Genomic DNA, 13,913 nt, shown 5'->3' with positions numbered 1-13,913 from the left:
GGTGCTGAGTCCAGGTGCGGGCAGCAAGGGACGGCTGTCAGCCCATGTCCACGAGGGCCCGGTACAGGGGCTCGTACAGTTCCCGTACGAGGGACTTGTCGAGCGCCGGCGGCTCCGGGGCCGTGACGCCATCCGCGTCGTCGAAGTAGGGGGCGAGCACGGCGCGCATGCTGGCCAGCAGGCTGGTGTCGGGCGTGTCGGTGGACTGGAAGCCGGCTTCCCGGGGCGAGAACGCGGCATCGACGAAGACCACGCGGGCGGGGACGCCTCCTCGTACGAGGCGACCGATGACCTGCCACATCACCACGAGCTGGTCCCAGGTGAACGCGGCCTTCTCGTCGTCGCGGAGGCTGGACCAGGCCAGTCGGCGGGTGAGGTACCGGTTCCACTGGCGGAAGGCGCGACTGCGGAAGCCGATGGCGGCCTCGTGGGGCGTGGCCCCGGCGAGGACCCCTTGGGTGAAGACTCCGCCGACGTCGCGCAGGTGCCGCACCGCCCAGTCGTTGATGGACTGGATGGCGAGCGTGATGTCGTCGGGCCGGGGGTGGGGGCGGGCCAGGAAGTAGACGCTGCCGATCGCCGCCTTGCCTCCGGGCAGCACGATGTTGTGTCCGCGCTCGACCGCCAGGAGCGGGGCGACGAGAAGGTCACCGCCCACGGTGGGGAAGGACTTCACATCGCCGCGGGTGAGCGTGCGTACCCCGGTGTCCTCGGGCAGCCGGTTCCAGGCGGTGTCCGCGTCGGCGTCGTCGGAGACGAGCTGGACGACGCGGCCGTTCCACTCGGGGACCTGGTTCAGGTACTCGGCAGCCCGGCGTGCCTCCTCGTAGCTGCCGACGAGCAGCAGAAGGCGGCGCCGGTCCTCGTCGTCGATCTCGCGGAGTTCGGTGTCCAGCCTGCTGATCGAGCCGGGCAGGCTGCGGTCGGGAACGGCCAGTTGCCGCAGCATCTCCAGGAGGGCCTGCGGGCGTTCCTCGGGGTCGCAGCCCGACAGGCGCACCGGACGGGGTTGGTCATCGCCGGGCCAGTGGAGGAACTCCTTGCGGAACTCGGTGCCGAGGACGGCCTCGACCTCGTCGTCCAGCGGGCGGAGCACGGCGCCGACCTCCGTGTGCAGGTGGTACCTGCTGGAGGTGCCGGCCCAGCTGGTGGCGGACATGAGCAGGACGTGCGGGGCGGGACGCCCGTCCACCGAACACAGGTCACCGAGGCGCAGGAGCAGTTCCCGGCCCACGCCGTTGCAGTGGAAGAAGCGCAGCTCGCCGCTGCGGCCGCCGTCCCGCTCCCGGTCGTCGAGGCGGAACTGGAAGCCGAGGACGTTGCCCATGGGGGATTCGGGGATGACCGGCTCGTAGTCCTTGGGTGGCCTGCGGGAGAGCTGGTTGGACGCGTTCTCCAGTTGGAGGGCGGCTTCGACGCGCGGCCACAGTGTGGTCATGAAGTCGAGCCGGCTGTGCAGGGCGGCGAGGATCAGCGTGAACTCGAAACGCCGGGCCTGGACGTCGATCCCGGTCCGCTCGAGGGCGGCGGAGCCCTGGCCGACGATGCCGGTGAGCGTGGCGCGCAGCCGTTCACGGGTGCGGGCGCCCTGGGGCGCGTGGAGGAGTTCCAGGGTGAGGTGCACGAAGGTGTTCACGAGTGGTGTCACCTCGTCGTCGCCCTGGTCCGGCTGTTCGTGGAGCGGGTCGTCGCGGAAACGCAGCAGGGCATCGTCCAGCGTGCGGGCGGCCGGGGGTGGCTGCTCGCCCTGGGCCCGGCCGGGGAACCAGCTGTCGAGCAGCAGATTGTGCAGTGTGTAGGCGCTGAAGTAGTCGACACTGATCCATCGCCTGAGCTGGTCGTCCTTGACCAGCAGGGCGTAGAGCCGGTCGGTGGCGGCGCTGACGGTGTTGACGGCGTTGGTCCAGTCGTCGACGTCGCGTGCCGAGAGCTGGAGCCGTCCGTCGCGCGCCATCTGCTGGAACTTGTGGACGGCGACCTCGTCGAACCAGGAGTTGGGGTACTTGCCCACCAGAGTGCTGGCCGGGGCGAAGGCCGCGTCGAGCTGCATCTGCACGCGGTCGGCCTCGTCCAGGATGATCAGGTCGGTGAGGCGGCAGGCGAGTTCGAGATAGCGCAGTTGCTCGTCGTGCTGGTGTTGCGGTACGGAGCTGTGTACCAGGCCGGCCGGCGTGCCGACCCAGACGCGGGCGTCGACGAGATCCCGGGCGCCGCGGTGCCGGGGGCATCGGTGCCACAGCGGGCACAGCCGCCGTTGCGGCTTGGGGCGGTCTTCGGCGGGGGCGGCTTCCGCGGTCGGGTACTCCTCGTCGAGCAGGGGATCCGCCGCGGCGGTTTCCTCCTGTTCCGGAACGGTGTACAGCCCCAGGCAGGGGGCTTCCCGGATACCGAGCGGCCGGCGTGCTTCCAGGCCCCGCAGGACGTCCACGGGACAGGCGCTGCTCAGGTAGGCGAACCCGGAGTGGTCGTGGCCGAGCATGGTCGCGGCTCCCGCGGTGGCCGTACGGCGGTGCAGCCGACTGATGTTCCGCTCTCGGGTGGAGTGGCCGAGGATGGGCGCGGCCGGTACGCCGAGCCGGTGGAACTGCTCGACGACGGCGAGGGTCTCGGCGACGTCGCCGACCACGATGGTGACGCGGCGGGGCGACTGGGTGACCAGGTGGTAGGTGAGGATGTCGCGGATCGTGGACTTGCCCGCGCCGACCATGCCCACCATGTGCAGCAGCCGGTCGACCCTGAGCCGCCCCTTCCGGGTGAAGCGGCCGAGTTCGTCGTCGCGTACGAGCAGTTTGACGCGGCGCAGCCGCCCGGCCCAGTCGTTGCCGTGTCCGTTCGCCGACGCGGCTTCGGCGCAGTCCATCGCTTCGGCGGCCTTCTCCAGTTCCGCCCAGGTGACGTCGATGGGTTCGCCCTGTCCGCCGGGCAGCACGTCCAGAGCGTGGGCGCGCGGCACCGTCCCGATCAGCAGGTCCTGCGGGAATTCCACGGCGTGCACGCGGTCCTGTGCGCGGAAGGTGTACTCGCCGGTTTCGGCGAGCGGGAGGCTGCGGGTGGCGAACTCGGGTGCCTGGGTGAGCAGTTCCTCGAAGACGTCGAACCGTCCTGCAGCGCGGGAGGGTTGCCGGCGGCGCGGAACGGAGTGCGGGTCGTCGAGGTCGTATCCGCGCAGTTGCTGCGGCACGTCGAGGTACGCCGTCAGCGCTTCCGTCCAGGCCCGTCCGCGCCTGAGGTCCCACAGGTGGTGCCGGGCACGCAGGATGCGCAGGCGCTGCTCGTCGGACCGTACGTCGCCGAACGCCTCGCTGTAGGGGTAGCCCCCGAGCAGCGGCCATACGTCTATGGCGGCTCGGGTGGGGGTCACGCTCTGCAGGAGGTACAGGCCGAGTTCGACGTCGAGGAGGTCACCGGGCCGGAAGGAGCCGAGGTCGTCCGGCCACACCTCATTCAGCTGCCGCGGGGAGCAGCGGCGGTGCCAGCCACTGCGGTCACGCATGGCGGTCTCCTTCCATGGCGTCGGGGCGTGTGCCCGGGCGGGCGGCGAGCTCGTCACCGACCAGACGCAGGAAGGCCCGGTCGTCGAGGAGGGTGACCCGGTCGCCCAGGGCGTCGGGCAGGTGGCGCCGGAACTGCCGGCCGTACGCTTCGTTGTCCCGGAAGCGGTAACGGGGCACGACGAGGAAGGCCCGGTCGTACGGCGGGTCGGTGCGGAAGGGCGTGAGGGTGCGGGCGAGCTGGACGGGGTTCACCCGGTCCTTGACGTCCACGGCCCAGAACCGGCCGTCTGGCAGGGGGACGCGCAGGTCGTAGGCGTCGTAGTGGGGCCACATCTCGGCGGTGATGCCGAACCTCCTGCGCAGGGCGGCTTGTAGGTCGGTCTCGGCGAGTCCCGGGCTGGTGACGAACATCCGCAGGGGGCGGCTGAGCTGGTGGAGGCCGCCCTGGTCGGCACGCAGGGTGTTTCCGGTGCCGGTCGTGCCGTCCCGGCGGCAGCGGTCCAGTTCGCACCGGTGGCCGCCGTCGGGCAGGGGCACCATCAGGCAGCGGCAGCGTCCGCACTGCTGGTACGTGCCGTCGGCGCGCCGGTAGGAGGCGGGCACCGGTTCGTAGCACCGCTTGATGACGTGCTGGAGGAGCATGCCGCACTCGGGGTCCCCGCCCAGCAGGGCGAGTTCGGCGCCGGTGAGGACCGGTCTGGTGGTGAGCAGGGACCGGAAGGCGGTGTAGGCCCTGGGGTTCCTGGCGGACCGGCACTCGGCGAGGGCTTCGAGGATGCGTTGGTTCTCGAAGAGTTCGGCCGCCGGGTCGGCGGCGTCGACCTCCCATTCGAGGCAGAGTTGGTGTGGCAGCCGGGTCTCGGGATCGACGAGCAGGTCGCCGACGGTCCGGGCTTCGGCGGGCAGGTCCAGCGGCCATGCCCGCAGGGGACGTTCGCACGCCCAGCGGACCATCTCCGGGACGCTGCCCGGTGGCTGCTCGCCGCGGCGCAGGCAATGCAGGACGAGCCGGTTGTAGGCGTTCTGCACCTTGGCCGGGTAGACCGGATGCGGCACCGTGCGCAGCCGGGACAGGCAGGCCAGGGCCCCGGCGATCTGCCGCAGCAGGGATTCGTCCGGGCCTCCGCCGGCCGCGGCCGGTGGTTCGGGAGCGGCGGTTTCCGAGCCGGGACGGGTGTCCTCGGTGTGCGGGGCGCTCGTGTCCAGGGCGCTCATCCCTGCTCCTCCTCCGCCTTCTCGCCGGATGCGGCGCTCGTACACCACCGGGAGACGGGGCACCACTGGCAGTGCCGGCCCGGCCTGGCTTCCCACTGGTCGTCCTCGCGCCAGGGTCCGGCGTACCGACGGAGCACGGCCTCGGCCTTCGCAACCCGCCGCGGGTCGGTCGGGTCGATCACGTACGGGGTGGAATCCTCGGGCCGGAGGATCTCCACCTCGACCCGGGAGCCGCTCGGGTCACCGCCGAGCGCTCCGCGGGCCAGCAGGACGACAGCCAGGGCGAGTTGGGGATAGGTGTCCAAGGGGTCAGTGCCCTGGCGCAGGGCCTTGCGGGTGGTCTTGAGTTCGCGCCATACCCAGGAGCCGTCCTCCCGGTAGAGGAGGTCGGGTTTGGCGATGACGAGGGCCTGCGCGGCGGTGTCGTGGACCACGCGGAGCGGCTCGCACTCGGCCTGCTCGATGAGTCCGGAGTCCTGGAACGGGCAGGCGGCCACGTGCTGCAGGAGCATCCTGCGGCCCAGTTCGGCTTCCTCGTCAGGGACCTGCCATCGGCCGCGTGTCCAGTTCTCGCCCTCGGCCGGCATGTCGGCGGCCGTACAGGGCGGCCATCCGTCCCGTCGGTGCAGCTTCTCGATCCACGCGTGCACCGCCTGGCCGAGCTTGGCCGCGTCGCTGTACTCGTCCGTCTTCGGCAGGTGCAGAGAGCGCAGGAAGCCCTGGGCCGGGCACACCACGTGATAGCGCAGATCGCTCACCGAGACCTTGCGCAGCGGCAGCCTGCGCGAGGGCAAGGCCAGTACGCCAGGCGAGCGGTGCACGGTGTCGCACCCCGTGAACTGCTTGCAGTCGACGCACGCGGAGCCGGGGCGCGGGGTGCCGCCGTTGACGACGCTTCTGACGTGAGCGTCGCCATGCGTGTCGTAGTACGCCTTGGCCTCGGCGACGGTGCCCTCGAACTGGACGGACTCGGAGCCGTCGCCCAGGCCGACCTCGACGATCCGTACATGCGTGACCCGCGACGGAGCACGGTGCAGCGGAAACTCCTGGTGCCAGCGCCGCGGCCAGGAGGCGTTGGCGCCGAAGGCCGCGGCGTACGCGGCGACGGCTGTCTCGCCCGGCGCGGACGCGCGCGCATCGGCGTGCCTCAGCCGCCGGTACTCGCGCAGCCGGCCGTCGGCCGACTGATAACGCCGCCACCACGCGTACAGTTCCCAGCGCCGACCGTTGTCCTTGCGCACGACCCAGTACGGCTTCACCGGTACGAGGCCGTGCGGGTCGCGTCGGCCGGTGTAGAGACGGACGGCGTGCTCGGCGTAGGCGAGATGCCCGGGATGCAGGGGCCGTGGGCGCTGGGCCAGGGCGCTGAGCGCCCGCTCCAGAGGCGTGCCGTCGAACTCCATCAGGTCCAGGGCCTCGCACACCGGGCCGAGAGTGAAGTCCTCCAGCCGCTCCTGGGGCAACCTGGAGGCCACCCCCGCCCGGACCGCCGGCCTGGCCTTGGCCGCGTCCCGGGACGGGCAGGTGTGCGCGTCGTCACCGCCCGTCCCGGTCCCGGGCCCCACCCGGACCAGGCTCTCGTCCCCCGTCATCCATCGCGGCTTGCGCCATGCCGTGGCGTCCGCCATGTCCTCCCCTTTCCGGCCGAAGCGCAGTGTTCAGCGGGCCCAGCCGAGACCTCGGATGCGCCATCACCACCGAGCGTAACGCAGAACTTTGGAAAAGATTGGCACAGCTTGGAATTCAATGGCCGGAGCGGTAGGCTGCCGACATGACCGCATCGCTGGAGGAGTTGGAAGAGCGGCTGTCGCAGTTGCGCGCCCGGCTGCGCGAGGCCCGCCGCGCCCGTGACGCCGCTGCCGCTTCCCGGATCCGCAGCGAACTGCGCGAGGCGGAGGCCGCCTGGGAGGACGCGCTGGACGCCGAGGAGGCGACCGAGGCCGCAGCCGGTGAGCAGCAGGCCCCGCCTCCCCCACCCGCCCCTCGGGCGACACGCGCCGCAGCGCCCCCTTCACAGCCGGTACCGCGAGGGAAACGTTCCGCTCACGCAGCCGTCCCCGTCCGCGAACAGGTGCACCAGTCGCTCACCCTGCTCGGCGCCCCCGCCGCTCCGAAGCTCATCTCCTCCGTGTACGAGGCGTTCTTCAGCGAGCCGCTCGTCGCCACCAAGCTCGCCTCGCTGCGCCGCGACGAGGAACGGTCCTTCAACGCCCAGGGGTACGCCCGCCCGTACTACATCTGCGCGGCCCTCACCCACGACCGGCTCACGCCCGCGCGTGGTCTGCTGGCCGTGTCGGTCTGGCCGCTCCAGCGGCGCGTCATCGGACCGCTCAGCCTGCGCGTCGACTTCCTCACCCATGCCGTCGGCACCGCTGAGCAGATCCAACGGCTCACCGCGGCCGGCCATCCACCGTCGGACGCCGCCTGGCAACTGCTGCGCCGTTTCGCGCTGAACATCCCCGGCGCGTACGACAACGACGACCTCGACCCGGCCCGGGTGATCTCCGCGGCGCGCACCGAAACTGCGGTCCACCAAGAGGCCGACGACGCGGAGCGAGGCGCCGCCGCTGACCGCGCATGCGCTCAACTCACCGAAAGCCAACAGCTCTTCGGCGCGGCACCGCTGCACAACGCCCTGCGTGATGCGCGCGGTGCGGGCCTCTAGCGCCCGGCCGGGGAACCCGCGAACGTCTCCAAGCCGCCACTGCACACCACCGTGTCACGACACCGGGTAAGAAGAGTAGATGCCTCCGCAGCACCCTGTTGACCCTCCCGGCAGCCGGCTCGCCGCCCTACGCGGGCCGCGCCCCCCACAGCCGTACACCGCGCGGAAAATAACCGCCCTCACCGCCAACCCGGCCTGCTCCCGCCGTGCTGTACTGGATGCCGCCGGCGTCGACAAGGCCCTGCTCGCCCAGCGCATGGGCTACGAACCACGCTTCGGCCAGTCGCCCTTCGCCATAGCACGGGAGCAGGCGTTCGAGGCCCTGGTGAAGTGGGGCGGTTACGCCGAACTCATCCGGCTGCTGCGCGAACAGCTCGGCGTTCCCGTGCAGGAAGCCGGGGTCACCGACCTCAACGCGGTGGGCGGCGACACCTCCCTGACCCGGCGGGCGAAGGAGACCCGCGGTCTGCTGGCCCGCCTGGCCTCCGGCAGCGACGAGCGCCTGATTCTGGACCGGCCGCTGCTGACGCTGGAGGTCGCCGGCCAGACGGCTCATCTGGAGCCCCAGGCACTGACCCACCGGGTCGGCGGAAAGTTCTACGTGGCCGAGATCCGCTCCTTTCCCGCGATCGACGGGCAGGCGAACCCGACGGCTGTCGCGCAGACCGCGAAGCAGGCCGCCGTGTCCGTCCTCGCCCTGCACCGCACCTTCGAGGAGCTGAACCTCGACCCGGAGCAGATCGCCCACGAGTTCCTGCTCATCTGCCCCAAGGACTTCTCCAACCGCCCCTACGGCCGTCTGGTGGACCTCCGCCAGGAACTCGACGCCCTGCGTTTCCAGCTGACCCGGCTGCGCCGTGCCGACGACCTCGCACTCGCTCTGCCGCCCTCGGCGACCCTGGACACCGACCGCGACGTGGACGAACTTGACTCCTCGGTGGGCGCGTTGGACGCCTCCTACACTCCCGACTGCCTGTCCTTCTGCGAGATGGCCCGCTACTGCCGGGACGAGGCCACGGCCTGCGCCTCCCCTACCCGGCTGGGCGGCAGGGTCCGCAACACGCTTCCGGGCGTCGACTCCACCCGCACCGCCCTGGCGTACCTGGAGGGTGTGCACGCGCCCGGCCCCGCCGAGACTGCCGCCATCGACCAGTTGCGCGCGGCGGAACGGCTGCGCCGACTGCGCCGGGGTGGTGCCGCATGAGCACGCTCGCCGCCGTAGCCGCGCTCCGGGCCACCGAGACGGGCCGCGCCGAGCGGCTGACGACGGTACGCCACGCCCACCTCGACGACCACCCCTTCGTCCTGGTCCCCCTCACCCTCGCCGGAGAGGCGTGCGCCCCGCTCGCCGCCCTCGCCGGGACGGACCGCGAGCGACCGACCTTGCTGACGGTGCGTCAACCACGTGACCGAGCCGAACGGTTCCGCTTCACCCAGCGTCTTGCCGCACTGCTGCTGCCGTACATCGACCAGTGCCGTACGGCGGAGACGGAGACCTACACCGTGGGCCGCGGCGCGGAGAAGGAGGAGCGTCGACGCTTCCTGCGCGCGCCGCAGCTCCTGGTCCCGGGCGGCGAAGGCATCGCGTACGTCCGGCTGCTCGGTCGGCTGACCCGGCTGCGTGCCGTCGAGGGGCCGTATGCCGTGGACCCGTCCGTGCCCGCCCTCGGCAAGTGGCTGACGTGGTTCGCGGACCGGGCGGAGTTTCCCGGTTCCTGCCTGTTTCAGGCCATGACCCGGCTACTCTCCGCCCACTGGGCGACCGGGCAGAGCCCCGCCGAGGACTCCCACCTTGCCTCCCTGCTGGCCTGGATCGACCCGCCCGACGGACTCACCGGCGCGCAGGCCGCCCGTGAGGCGGAGGATCCGCTGCGCTTCCCACCGGCGGGACCGGCGACGGACGTCGTCTTCGACCAGACGTTGCACGACCTGATGTCCCGCTACGACGAGGCCGGCGACGGCCGTGGCCGGGAGGCCGTCGGCCGCCAGATCGACCGCGAGTTACGCGGCCAGATGCTGCCGACCTGGGAGCTGGTGTGGCGCGGGGTGGATCTGCTGCGCGGGCTCCCCGAGGGCGGGCACGTGGCCGAGCGGTGGACGTACGACCGTCGGCTGTTCAGCGAGTACACGGCCTACCTCGACGAGGACGGCCGCCCGCAGGCCCGCCGTGACCACGCCGTGGGCGCGGCCCGTCGTCTGGCGCGCTTGGAGGAGGCGATGGCGCGCTACGACGCGGAACGGGCGTTCGACGACCCCTTGGTGATGGCGGAGTACGAACTGTCGGGCGAGGCGTTCACGGGGCTGGTCGTGGCCCGCGACGAGGACCGTTTCGCTCCCGGCCCACGGCCCGGGTCCATGGTGTGGCGTCCGACGATCACCGTGCACAGCGAGCTGCCCGTACGGCTCACCGCGGGCAAGGAGGTCAAGTGCCCGGCGCGCCCCGGGCAGAAGGCACAGATCGTCGAGGTGGTGCCGGACGGCGAGGGGCACACCGTGGTGGTCCAGCTCAACGGCGGCTTCAACCGGGCGCGCAAGCCCCCGGCGCCGCCGGGCACCTTGGCCGAGGTCGGCGAGACGGTCACGTACACCTCCGTCGATCCCAAGTCCATGCCGTCCGTCCTGCCCGCGGAGGAGGACACTCCGTGGACCCACGGCGGCCCGCCCGAGCCCTACGAACCGACCGACGAGGACGCCGAGGAGATCTGGGAATGACCGCTGCCCCGGACACCGACCCCCCTGCCGCCCCCGGCATGCTCGCCGACCGGGCGGTCGCGGGCATCCTGTCCAGCCTGGACACGGCCACCGGCCGGGGCGTGGTCGTGGACTCCCCGCCCGGCGCCGGGAAGTCGACGCTCGTCAAGCGCGCCACCGGTCATCTCACGGCGGCCGGTCACCAGCTGATGATCGTCGCGCAGACCAACGAGCAGGTGGACGATCTGGTCGACAACATCGCGCGGGAGTACCCGGACCTCGCGCTCGGACGCCTGCATGCGAGCACCTTCACGCTCCCGGAGCGGGTGCGGCGGCACGCCAACGTGACGGGCAGCAAGGACATATCAGACCTGCGCGACCTGCCGGTCGTGGTCTCCACGGCGAAGAAGTGGTCGTACGTGAAGCCCGACAAGTGCGATCCGTGGCGCTGGGCGATCGTCGACGAGGCGTACCAGATGCGGTCGGATGCCCTGCTCGCCACGGCACCGCTCTTCGGCCCGGAGGACTCACGGGTCCTGTTCGTCGGCGACCCGGGCCAGCTCGACCCCTTCGCGACTGTGGACACCGACCGCTGGCACGGCCTGACCTGGGACCCGCTGCGCAACGCCGTCGACGTCACCCTCGCCCACAACGAGGACCTGGAGCGCCACCAACTGCCCGTCTCCTGGCGGCTGCCGGAGATGGCGGCGCCTCTGGTGGAGAAGGCGTTCTACCCTTTCTACCCGTTCACCTCCGGCACGAAGGCCGCCGACCGCGTCCTCACGTACCGCAGCGCGGCACACCGCACGACCCCGCACGACGCCGTCCTGGCCCGCGCGGCGGAGTCGGGCTGGGGCCTGCTGGAGCTGCCCGCCCGCCACACCCTGGACGACGACCCGGAGATGGCCGAGGCCCTCGCGGCGACGGCGGCCCGCCTCCTGGAGCGCGGTGCGCTGGTCAACGGCGAGCCGCTCACCGAGTCGCGCATCGCGGTCGGCGCGGCGCGCACGGTCCAGGCGGACGCGGTCCGATCCCGGCTCGCCGCACGCGGCCGCACGGCCATCACGGTGGACACCGCCAACCGCCTTCAGGGCCGCGAGTTCGATGTCACCCTCGTCTGGCACCCCCTCTCCGGCCGCCAGGACGCCTCCGCCTTCCACCTGGAGACCGGCCGCCTGTGTGTCCTGCTCTCCCGCCACCGCTTCGCCTGCGTGGTGGTGGCCCGCGCGGGAATCACGGACCTGCTGGACCGGCATCCGCGCAGCAGTCCGGTGTATCTGGACGTCCCGCCCAAGTTTCCGGACGGGTGGCGGGCGCATCAGGTGGTGATGGAGCGCTTGGGGCACAGCGAGCACACGGCCCACTTCTGATTCTCACGCCGCCCGCAGTCGAAGAAAGCCGGCCTGCCCCAGGACCTGATCACCCTGTCGGTCGGTTACGCCCCACGGCTGGGCTACGGCGTGCAGCCTGAGGGCGCCTGGCGAGCTTCCGGATCGACATGGCGGTCGACCATGCGCTGCGGATCCCCCCGCACGCCCCCCGAGCCAGAACCGGCCGTCGGATCCGAGCCGGTGACGGCGGAGGTCGAGGTGGCCCCGACGAGGTGGCGGGCCGCGCGGAGTGGAGCCGTCCCTACCGCGCCCCGCGCCTCGGGGGAGGTGGCCCTGCACGCCTTCGCCGGTGTGAACTCAACGGCCTGACGAGGAAATAACGGCTCGGGCACGACGTTCGCCGCTCCGCACCTGGCTCGGCGCGAGAGCCGACTGGTCAGAGCTGCCCGTTGCGCAGGTCGGCCGCTGCCTGCGCGAAGCCCGGCAGGATCCGGCCCGGCCGGGCTTCCGACAACGCCTGAGCGCAGACGAACCTCGGCCTGTCCGTCAGGCCGGTACGGTCTCCCGTTCCACCCCAGCCGTCAGCTCCCGCAGTTTCTCCCGCGTCTCCGGATCCGTCGAGTACACGATCGTGCCGACCATGCCCCGGGTCAGCAGCACCTTGTAGGTGTTGCGGATCAGGCGGTCCACGTCGGTGTCGGGGGTGGACTTCTTGAAGACCGGGTCCTTGGACGCCGTGCGGTCCGTGATCCAGCGGTCGCCGCGCCAGACCAGGTCGGGGCCGATGATGACACCGGACCAGTCGTACTCGAATCCCTGGGCGGTGTAGACGCAGCCGACCTGTCCGAAGCCCGCCGGGTCGGTGGCCCACAGGGCGGCCGGGGGCGCGCCGGAGACGGAGCGGTCGCCGCGCAGGTTCCACGGGCGGGCCCAGTCGCCGATGACGACGTCCGGCGGCAGCGGGTCGCCGGGCTTGGGTTCCGGGGACCAGCGCCAGCAGTAGCCCGCGGACATCCGGGCGCCGTATCCCTGAGTGCGACGAGCCTGGAGGAAGGCTTCCATCTCCTGCGGGCTGTCGGCGACCAGCAACTGCATGCGGCCGTCGGGTTCCCAGATGACCGGCCCACCCGGCTCCAGGCCGAGAAGGCGGACCACCCAGCGCAGGTAGGCGTCGCTGCCGCCGCAGCGGAACTGGCTGTCCAGCGGGACGACATTGCAGGGGATGCCTCGCTTCTCCGCTGCGGCCTTGATCTCCGCTACGGTCCCCATCTCACCAGGTCGCACGACCTGATGCTCGTCGAGGAAGAACACGGGCACGTAGGCGACGTCGATGAGTTCGTCGATCTGTGCCCGGCCGGTGCGATGCTCGGCGCGGGTATAGCGGTTGGCCGAAGTCTCCCGGACACGGTGGGCTTCGTCGCAGATCAACGCGCCCAGGCTGTTCTTCTCAGCGGTCATGAAGCTGTTGAAGTACTTGAACAGGTCCTGGACTTCCCGCTTGCGAGCTCCGGCGATCTTCCTCATCGTCTTCGTGAACGACTGCGAGCCGGTGGCGTGCAGCGCCGGAACCCCACGCCGGTAGAGTTCGCCGAGCAGTTGGAGAGCGATGACGCTCTTGCCGGTGCCGGGGCCGCCCGTGACGATGACGACCTCCATGCGGTCGGCGTGCTTCGCCTTCTCCACCGCGTTGAGCACCATGCGGTACGCGACCTGCTGCTCGTCGAGGAGGACGAACTGCGTGCGCTCACGCACCTCCTCAGCGGCCACGGACATCAACTGCTTCGACGGCACCGCGGCGCCCGCACGCAGTTCGTCCGCCGCACGGGCCCCTGGATGCTTGTCGCTCAGCCTCGTACGAAGGTGGTCGAGGAAGGCTCCGCGGCGTTCCGCGGTGAACAGCAGTCCGCGGCCGTCACGCTCGATCTCCCGCAGTCCGGTCACGCCGAACTCGGTGGCGTTGTGCAGGTACGCCACTCCCGCCACCCGGTGGCCGTGCTCGGCCACCGCCCCATTGAAGTTGACGAGGTACTCACAGTAGCGGCGTACCTGCTCGATGGGGTTGAGGACCGGATGGGCGTAGGCGTCGACATGGCACAGTGTGGGGTCGTCCTCGTGGGGCAGTGCCTGGCTCCACTGCTTCAGCTCGACCACGACGTAGGACGACTCTCCCGTGACCGGGTGCACTCCAGCCAGGACGACGTCGGCGCGCTTGCTGTTCAGCGGGAGCGCGTACTCCAGCATGACCTCCACGTCCCCCAGGCCCGCGTCGTTGAGTGCGGCGGCCAGGACGGGGATGCTGCGCTCCCAGGAACGGACCTCCGAGGCGCCGGGCCGATAGCCGTGCATGTGGACGAACTGGTCGGTGAGGTGAAGGAACAGTGAACCGTCGAGTGCCATGACGGCGACCGTTTTCGCGGACGCGCGGAACAGCAAGGATTTCCCCCAGGCAGCACGAAGAGACTCGTGCGGGTGGGGGCATGTCCTGGAGACTCCACCGGGATGGAGCGGAAGCCCGTC

Annotated in this window: 8 protein-coding genes; 4 read left to right on the top strand and 4 right to left on the bottom strand. The window is 71.3% G+C overall.

All coding sequences use genetic code 11. The features are described 5' to 3' along the window. Positions 1-37: 37 nt before the first annotated feature. From IE255_RS12120 to IE255_RS12110, 3 genes are read right to left on the bottom strand one after another with little or no spacing between them, the layout of a single operon-like run. Positions 38-3,493, bottom strand: a complete 3,456-nt coding sequence (locus IE255_RS12120; RefSeq protein ID WP_190050218.1) for a pPIWI_RE_Z domain-containing protein — start codon at positions 3,491-3,493, stop codon at positions 38-40. Next, positions 3,486-4,709, bottom strand: coding sequence for a pPIWI_RE_Y domain-containing protein (locus IE255_RS12115; RefSeq protein WP_190050217.1), 1,224 nt, complete (start codon positions 4,707-4,709; stop codon positions 3,486-3,488). The genes IE255_RS12120 and IE255_RS12115 overlap by 8 nt, the downstream gene beginning before the upstream one ends. Further along, positions 4,706-6,337, bottom strand: coding sequence for a PD-(D/E)XK nuclease family protein (locus tag IE255_RS12110; protein ID WP_190050216.1), 1,632 nt, complete (start codon positions 6,335-6,337; stop codon positions 4,706-4,708). The genes IE255_RS12115 and IE255_RS12110 overlap by 4 nt, the downstream gene beginning before the upstream one ends. A 143-nt stretch (positions 6,338-6,480) precedes the next feature. On the opposite strand from IE255_RS12110, the gene IE255_RS12105 reads away from it, so the two are divergent. From IE255_RS12105 to IE255_RS12090, 4 genes are all read left to right on the top strand, one after another. Next, positions 6,481-7,374, top strand: coding sequence for a hypothetical protein (locus tag IE255_RS12105; RefSeq protein ID WP_190050215.1), 894 nt, complete (start codon positions 6,481-6,483; stop codon positions 7,372-7,374). Between the two features lie 79 nt (positions 7,375-7,453). Continuing rightward, the gene (locus IE255_RS12100; protein WP_190050214.1) at positions 7,454-8,578 is read left to right on the top strand and encodes a hypothetical protein; all 1,125 of its coding nucleotides are present in this window, start codon (positions 7,454-7,456) and stop codon (positions 8,576-8,578) included. Beyond that, on the top strand, positions 8,575-10,086 hold the full coding sequence (locus tag IE255_RS12095; RefSeq protein ID WP_190050213.1) for a hypothetical protein: 1,512 nt from the start codon (positions 8,575-8,577) through the stop codon (positions 10,084-10,086). The genes IE255_RS12100 and IE255_RS12095 overlap by 4 nt, the downstream gene beginning before the upstream one ends. Further along, positions 10,083-11,435, top strand: coding sequence for an AAA family ATPase (locus IE255_RS12090; RefSeq protein ID WP_190050212.1), 1,353 nt, complete (start codon positions 10,083-10,085; stop codon positions 11,433-11,435). The genes IE255_RS12095 and IE255_RS12090 overlap by 4 nt, the downstream gene beginning before the upstream one ends. A 507-nt stretch (positions 11,436-11,942) precedes the next feature. On the opposite strand, the gene IE255_RS12085 is transcribed toward IE255_RS12090, so the two are convergent. After that, positions 11,943-13,829, bottom strand: a complete 1,887-nt coding sequence (locus IE255_RS12085) for a DUF2075 domain-containing protein (RefSeq protein WP_190050211.1) — start codon at positions 13,827-13,829, stop codon at positions 11,943-11,945. Positions 13,830-13,913 lie beyond the last annotated feature (84 nt).

Origin of the sequence: Streptomyces lomondensis, from assembly GCF_014651035.1 — a bacterium.
In the GTDB taxonomy this organism is placed as follows: Bacteria; Actinomycetota; Actinomycetes; order Streptomycetales; family Streptomycetaceae; genus Streptomyces; species Streptomyces lomondensis.
The sequence above is the reverse complement of the archived record's forward strand: the minus strand, read 5'-3'. Positions and strand labels throughout refer to the sequence as shown.

Excerpts from the sequence above, each read along its gene's own strand:
- IE255_RS12120 (WP_190050218.1), bottom strand. The coding sequence starts at position 3,493 with ATGCGTGACCGCAGTGGCTGGCACCGCCGCTGCTCCCCGCGGCAGCTG.
- IE255_RS12115 (WP_190050217.1), bottom strand. The coding sequence starts at position 4,709 with ATGAGCGCCCTGGACACGAGCGCCCCGCACACCGAGGACACCCGTCCC.
- IE255_RS12110 (WP_190050216.1), bottom strand. The coding sequence starts at position 6,337 with ATGGCGGACGCCACGGCATGGCGCAAGCCGCGATGGATGACGGGGGAC.
- IE255_RS12105 (WP_190050215.1), top strand. The coding sequence starts at position 6,481 with ATGACCGCATCGCTGGAGGAGTTGGAAGAGCGGCTGTCGCAGTTGCGC.
- IE255_RS12100 (WP_190050214.1), top strand. The coding sequence starts at position 7,454 with ATGCCTCCGCAGCACCCTGTTGACCCTCCCGGCAGCCGGCTCGCCGCC.
- IE255_RS12095 (WP_190050213.1), top strand. The coding sequence starts at position 8,575 with ATGAGCACGCTCGCCGCCGTAGCCGCGCTCCGGGCCACCGAGACGGGC.
- IE255_RS12090 (WP_190050212.1), top strand. The coding sequence starts at position 10,083 with ATGACCGCTGCCCCGGACACCGACCCCCCTGCCGCCCCCGGCATGCTC.